This is a genomic window from Succinivibrio sp. (genome assembly GCF_045124615.1).
Taxonomy (GTDB): domain Bacteria; phylum Pseudomonadota; class Gammaproteobacteria; order Enterobacterales; family Succinivibrionaceae; genus Succinivibrio; species Succinivibrio faecicola.
In genome coordinates this window covers 1-6,368 of record NZ_JBGVMC010000156.1, presented here as the reverse complement: position 1 = coordinate 6,368, position 6,368 = coordinate 1, and the positions used below count along the sequence as shown (strand labels likewise).

Sequence of the window (6,368 nt, the reverse complement as noted above, 5' to 3'; positions counted from 1 at the left end):
CACGATTTTTTCTTCTGAACTGACTTGGTGTCATTTTAAAGTGTTTAGTAAAGCTTCTCGTAAAGTAAGACTGGTTTTCAAAACCGCAGTTAACTGCAATATCAATAAGCTTGTCATCTGATTTTTTGAGCATTATTGATGCCATATGCAGTCTGTGCTCAATTAAGAATTCATTAAATCCTTTTCCTGTAATATTCTTAAAAAGCTTCATGAAGTGACTTTTAGACAGATAACACATTGCGGCGACCTGTTCTATAGAAAGTTTTTGCTCATATTGATTGTGAACAGCATGTACAGCTGGTTTGATTTTTGAAAAATCGTATCTGAATTCACCAATATTTTTATCAGTAGAGCAAGTATTTTTAAGAAGATAGTTAAAAACTATCAGAATGTTTCCAAGAACAAAAAGCTGGTACTCTGAATAGCACTCTTTTCTATGGTTAATAATGTTATCAAGAAATGGAAAAAGATTTTTTGCAAGTTCGCTATCCGCTTTTATAAAAGGAGGAAAAATTAAAGTTGCATCTTCTATTTTTCTAATTTTATCAATAAGTTCATCATGAATAACCTCACTTTTCATATCCTGCTGCAAAAGCTTTGTATTTATGAGAACAGTGAAATAATCAGCGCTTTCTTCTTTGTGCTGCTGCATGCTGTGAGGATATTTAGTATTGGATATAAGAATATCGCCTTCATGTGCTGTATATAACTGATTGCAGATATAAAAATCAGCGCATCCTTTTTTGATATAGGAAATTTCAATTTCATCATGCCAGTGAAGAGGAAATGAGTTAAGACAGCAAGGTACCAGTGAATGGTAGATGGAAAATGAAAATTTATTCTGACCGTGAATTTTAGCTTCATGTATTAACTTATTGTTATTCATAATAAAACCTATAAGCTAATTAAAAAGATATATAAAAACAATAATACTATTGTGTTAATTTGTAAATACTATCATTAAAGATCCTCTTATTTAATCGAATTAAACTGACATCATCAGATTTACTCATGAAGGAGCAATTATCATGATGTTAGAAGGTATTTATCATAAGTGTGGTTTTAACGACTGTTATTGCCTAAATGAAAATGAGCTGAAGATAAATCTACACACAAATAAAAGTGTAAAAAGAGCCGTTCTCATGTGTGATGATCCTTACAGTAAAGGTATATCAGGAAGTAACTGGACTGGAAATCCTGTTGAAATGCATGTTTCTAGGTCTTTATCTTTAGAGAATATTTTCTCTGTTATCGTAAAACCAGAATATAAACGTCTCCAGTACTATTTTGTAATTTATTTTGACAATGATACTAGTGTCTGCCTATTAGAAGATGGTATTCACCAAATAAGTTTCCTAAACAGATTAGAGTTTGCAAAACACTATTTCAAGTTCGGCTGGATGAATGACTCTGATATCTGTATTCCTCCAAAATGGGTGGAAAACACTGTGTGGTATCAGATCCTCCCTGACAGATTCTGCAGAGTAGATGATGGATATAAGGCTAATTTTGTTGACTGGAACGATGTTAACTGTATTGATTATAAGAGTATGTACGGTGGTAATATCAAAGGCATAGATTCAAAACTTGAGTACTTGTCTAATCTTGGTATTACAGGAATTTATTTCAATCCAATATTTAAAAGTTCAACAAATCATAAATACAACACTGATGACTATCTGACAGTCGATCCTGCTTTTGGTTCAAATGATGATTTTGCAAATCTCGTTAAAAGAGCTCATTCACTTGGAATAAAGGTGATGATTGATGCTGTTTTTAATCATACATCAAGAGATTTCTTTGCATTTAAGGATGTTCTTAAGAATGGACAGAACTCTTTATATTACAACTGGTATTACATAAACACACCTGAATTTGCAAAGATTGGAAATACAAAAGATGGTCGTTACTATTCTTTTGCTTTCGTCAGTGATATGCCAAAGCTCAATACTAACAATAAGGCAGTTGTTGATTATTTCACAGATGTTTGCAAAAAGTGGATTTCTATGTTCGATATAGACGGTATCAGATTTGATGTCGGCAATGAGATTTCACATTCATTTATAAAACATCTGAATCTAGAACTTAAGGCTGTAAAACCAGATATTTTCTTGTTAGGAGAAATCTGGACAGATTCTTCAACATATCTTGAAGGCGATGAGTATGATTCTGTAATGAATTATCCATTTATGTTCAGCCTTGATACATTCTTTAAAGATAAGAATCTTTGCACAGAAGATTTTGTTCATCAGATAAATTATTGTTATTCCTTATACAAAGATCAGACAAACAGAGTTATTTTCAACCAGCTAGACAGTCATGATGTTGGCAGAATTATCACAAGATCAGGTAGCTATGATAGTTTTATTCAGCAACTTTCTATTCTTATGACAATGCCTGGTAGTCCATGTATCTACTACGGAACAGAGCTTGCTCTTGATGGTCAGAACGATCCGTACAACAGAAAGCCAATGCCATGGAAATATCTTGACTGTTCAGAACACCAATCTGTCTTTAATCAAGTAAAGGCGCTAATCGCTGTAAGAAAGCTTGATTGTTTTAAAAGCGAGCAGCCTTTTGAATTTTTCAATATGGATACAAGAAGACTGATTCATTACACAAGAGGCACTGATAAAAAAGGCTCCGTATTTATAAATGATTCAGATTGTGATGTGGAAATTCATAAAAATTATGATTCAAAAATAGTTTTTTCCCATAAATATAGTGATTCAAAACTGCAAAAAGGAGGCGTACTAGTAATAGTCAGCTAATTGATATTTATTTACACACTCTGTATGTTCAATGCCTTTTTGGTTCGTGCTAAAAAGGCTTTTTTATGCTTATTGATAAATAAAAAACGTGCTTTAATGCAAAAAAAATCAAAAAAGTGTTTAGAAAATAGTTAAAATCATGATTTTACAAATATAAATCTATAAATAATGTGTAAAATTAACTAATAATATTCATTAAACTCGAGTTCACTGTGAAAATTTCAAAAAAATTATTATCAACTGTTTTTTCTGGCATGATCTTATGTTCCTGCTCTTCACAAGGTCCAATAGATCAGATTATTAGTTCTTCTTTAAATATTAATAACCGTCCGGTTTATTTAAGAGGAGAAATGAATGATTATGAGGTATCAGAAACATACAGACTAAGAAAATCTGATGACGGATACTGCACATATGCAACCTTAAGAACTGATTGGTCTCCTTACAAATTCAAATTTGCAGATTCTGACTGGTCAGAGGGAAGTAATTTTGGATTCATGTCTGGTCCTGGTGTAATCAGAGAAGGCTCTTTACCTTTAAAACTGAATCCTGATTCAAAGTTTGAGGAAATCAGCTTTTATCCAAATTCAGATGGCGTTTACAAATTCTGCGTAATAAAGCGAAATGACGGATATTATGCAACTGTATACAAGAGTAGCAAAAAGCGCCTATTAAGTATGGCTCAGCTTTTTAAGCTCGGTAAAGAATAAAATGAAAACCGATTATAAAGAAATATTTTATAAATATGAGGATTATTTGCTGCTAGAGTATTCATTATCAAGTAACAGCATAAGATCCTATATTTCTGACATTAATCGGTTTTTAACATTTCTAAAAGAAGAGCTTTCACTTGATGTAACAGGAATAACAACCGAAAACATAAGATGCTATCTTGAATATATTCACAATTATAAATCATCATCTGTTGCAAGAACTCTGACATCCATTAGGAATTTTTGCAGATTTCTTATTAAGGAAAAAATATTTTCATTCGATCCTAGCAGTACTATTGAAAGCCCTAAGTTAGTAAAACATGTTCCCCACGTTATTTCTGAGAGTACCGTAGATTCAATCCTGACTGCACCAGACTGTTCAACATTTCAGGGCCAGAGAGACAAGGCAATGCTTGAATTAGTATATGCAACAGGTCTTCGTGTATCTGAGCTTGTAAATATTAAATTTGAAAATGTTAATTTTCAGGATGGTTTTCTAAAGATTATCGGTAAAGGTGGAAAGGAGCGACTAATTCCAGTCTGTAAAAGGGCTCTTGAATATCTTAAGCAGTATATTGAGGGATTTAGATCTCAAAAAGATCCCAAAAAAATTTTTCCTTATATCTTTATTTCAGGAAAGATTAATTCAGACGGTAAGATTTGCTCCCTTACAAGAATCGGTTTTTGGCAGCGCATAAAAAAATACTGCACTGATATTGGTATAGATCCTTCTTGTGTATCCCCTCATGCTTTCAGACACGCTTTTGCAACTCATCTGTTAAATCATGATGCAGATTTGCGTTCAGTGCAGATGATGCTTGGCCATAGTTCTCTTACAACTACGCAGATTTATACTTATGTAGCTACTTACAGAATGCATCAGGTATTTAATCGCTCACATCCAAGGAACTGATATGCAGTTAGGTTACAGACCATTATTCAAAGATCCTAATTCACAGATAGAGTATTTTGTTCTGCAAAGTACAGATACTTCATGTCTTTGCATGCAGTCTTCACTTAATAATTATCAGAAACTTAAAAGAGCATATCAGTCTAGTGAATACTTTTATAAATTTTCAAATGGCTCTATCCTAAAGCCATTATCACTTAACAGAAATTCATCTCTGAATATCTCAAGTGCTGTTTTTGAAAATTTTGATGGTGGTTTTCTTGCAGATTTTTTAAAGGTTGTTCCTCCTACATGGCAGTATTCAACTGGCAAAAGAATAGGAAGGATCCTTTGTGATATTCACTCTTATACTCTTAATGAAAAACAGATAGCTAAAGCCCATACAAGACATGATTCTTTTATGGAGAAACTAGCTTTCTATATTTCAGATCTTCCTCATTTTAAAAATGATAATTATGCTTTAAATGCCATATCCACAAGATATGATCATTTCAGTGTTTTTAAAAGTGTAATGCGTTATGGATCGTTCAAGCACAACAACATACTTATAAGTAAGGATACTTCTTTAGCATTCCTTCCATCTTTTACAATTGGACCTGGTGATCTGTGTGAGGATTTTGCAAATCTTGAGTTAGAAAGTGCAGGTGAATATCCACTTTTGTGTGCTGGTATTATTGATGGATATTTTGGAGGAAATGTTCCTACAAAATTCTGGATGCATTTTGCCCTTTACTGTGCTTTTTATTCATTGTTTAAATGCGGTAAGAGAGCATTAAAAAACAAAAGTAATCTAAATAAGATGCAGTTACTGTATGACAGAATCTGTAAAGACTTCTCAAATTTTTCAAGACCAATTCCTGTCTGGTACTCATCTCCTGCAACAGAGCAGATAAGAATTCAGGCTACAAAACATGGCTTGTAGCTAATTTAAGACTAAGAAATTAGTCAAAATTTGACTTGAATCTAATCCAAATAGATCTATAATTTTTTTACACTTATTAGATTTAAATTTTGGATATTTATCATGTCGTTTTCTGCCGTAATTCATCAGCCAAATAATGTCATAGATAAAGAGCAATTTAAAGACAACTCTTTTTCTTTTACAAAAGAGAATATTGATAAAAAGTACAATGTGAAATTTGATAATGAAGATCTTGAGCTATTAAATGAAATCCAGTCTCACTATGGTATCAAATCAAAATCAGATCTCATTCATACAGTTCTTGTTCATTATTTCAAGAAATCGCTTAATGCTAAAGGCGTAGCAAAAGACGTTGCTTTGATTATCTCTCTGATTGCTGATGCCTATGCTGGCTCTAAAGGCTCTTTTGATGTGGCTACATGGTCAAATGAGGTTATTTCACATACTTCCATATCTCAAGATCTGCTTGATTTTGGTCCTGCAGCAAAAAAGATTAAGCTCTCCTCTCATAACGGTATTGAACATTCTGAAAGTTATATTCAGGTAGGAATGAAACTTATGCAGTTCTGTGAAAGGGAAAATCTATTATCTACTCCTGAATATAAAAGAGTATTCAAGAGTCTTGAATCATGGATTCAGTTAAACAAGAGTTCTAGGAGCAAGAAATAATGAGCATTATTGAGGATATTCAGAAAAAGGCTCTGACAGAGGGAAAGATAAAGGCTGAAACACAAGATAGTTTCAAAATAGTTAGTGTAAGACCAACTCCACAGCTATCTGCTCTAATAGAGGTTCTCTCATTTCTTGACGGCAAGTCACCATCAGACTTAATTCACTCAAATTTTGGAGAGGCATTAGCTGAATTTACTCTTGAGAGTAAAGAGCATATTGAGCCATTAAAAAGAAGTATTGCATCTTATAAAAAGAAATATAAGTCTAGAGAATTCAAAGAGGGCAGTGCTTTAGCGATTTTAGAACAAAAATGCATGAAATAAAGACAATCATAAAATGAAACCTAAACTCCGTCACCCCTAGTATCTAACAGGGGTGAT

General features: G+C 32.8%; 7 protein-coding genes. 6 read left to right on the top strand and 1 reads right to left on the bottom strand.

Going from position 1 to position 6,368, the window contains the following annotated elements; all coding sequences use genetic code 11:
* Positions 1-886, bottom strand: an 886-nt coding sequence (locus ACJML3_RS04085; protein ID WP_406020865.1) for an AraC family transcriptional regulator, incomplete at its 3' end; no start/stop codon positions are given.
* Positions 887-1,028: 142 nt separating this feature from the next.
* Between ACJML3_RS04085 and ACJML3_RS04080 the strand changes: the two genes are divergently transcribed.
* From ACJML3_RS04080 to ACJML3_RS04055, 6 genes are all read left to right on the top strand, one after another.
* Complete coding sequence (locus ACJML3_RS04080) at positions 1,029-2,771, top strand: alpha amylase N-terminal ig-like domain-containing protein (RefSeq protein WP_406020863.1); 1,743 nt, start codon at positions 1,029-1,031, stop codon at positions 2,769-2,771.
* 350 nt (positions 2,772-3,121) lie between these two features.
* Entirely contained in the window at positions 3,122-3,481 is a 360-nt protein-coding gene (locus ACJML3_RS04075; protein ID WP_406020861.1) for a hypothetical protein, read from the top strand.
* 1 nt (position 3,482) lies between these two features.
* A complete protein-coding gene (locus tag ACJML3_RS04070; protein WP_406020859.1) occupies positions 3,483-4,397 on the top strand; it encodes a site-specific tyrosine recombinase in 915 nt (304 codons plus the stop codon).
* Between the two features lies 1 nt (position 4,398).
* The gene (locus ACJML3_RS04065; RefSeq protein ID WP_406020857.1) at positions 4,399-5,316 is read left to right on the top strand and encodes a hypothetical protein; all 918 of its coding nucleotides are present in this window, start codon (positions 4,399-4,401) and stop codon (positions 5,314-5,316) included.
* A gap of 102 nt (positions 5,317-5,418) precedes the next feature.
* Entirely contained in the window at positions 5,419-5,985 is a 567-nt protein-coding gene (locus ACJML3_RS04060; RefSeq protein WP_406020855.1) for a hypothetical protein, read from the top strand.
* Positions 5,985-6,311, top strand: a complete 327-nt coding sequence (locus ACJML3_RS04055; protein ID WP_406020853.1) for a hypothetical protein — start codon at positions 5,985-5,987, stop codon at positions 6,309-6,311. Before ACJML3_RS04060 ends, ACJML3_RS04055 begins: the two co-directional genes overlap by 1 nt.
* Positions 6,312-6,368: the final 57 nt, after the last annotated feature.

Bases quoted from the DNA above. Each gene is read 5' to 3' on its own strand.
- ACJML3_RS04065 (WP_406020857.1), top strand. From the start codon at position 4,399: ATGCAGTTAGGTTACAGACCATTATTCAAAGATCCTAATTCACAGATA.
- ACJML3_RS04060 (WP_406020855.1), top strand. From the start codon at position 5,419: ATGTCGTTTTCTGCCGTAATTCATCAGCCAAATAATGTCATAGATAAA.
- ACJML3_RS04055 (WP_406020853.1), top strand. From the start codon at position 5,985: ATGAGCATTATTGAGGATATTCAGAAAAAGGCTCTGACAGAGGGAAAG.
- ACJML3_RS04075 (WP_406020861.1), top strand. From the start codon at position 3,122: ATGAATGATTATGAGGTATCAGAAACATACAGACTAAGAAAATCTGAT.
- ACJML3_RS04070 (WP_406020859.1), top strand. From the start codon at position 3,483: ATGAAAACCGATTATAAAGAAATATTTTATAAATATGAGGATTATTTG.
- ACJML3_RS04080 (WP_406020863.1), top strand. From the start codon at position 1,029: ATGATGTTAGAAGGTATTTATCATAAGTGTGGTTTTAACGACTGTTAT.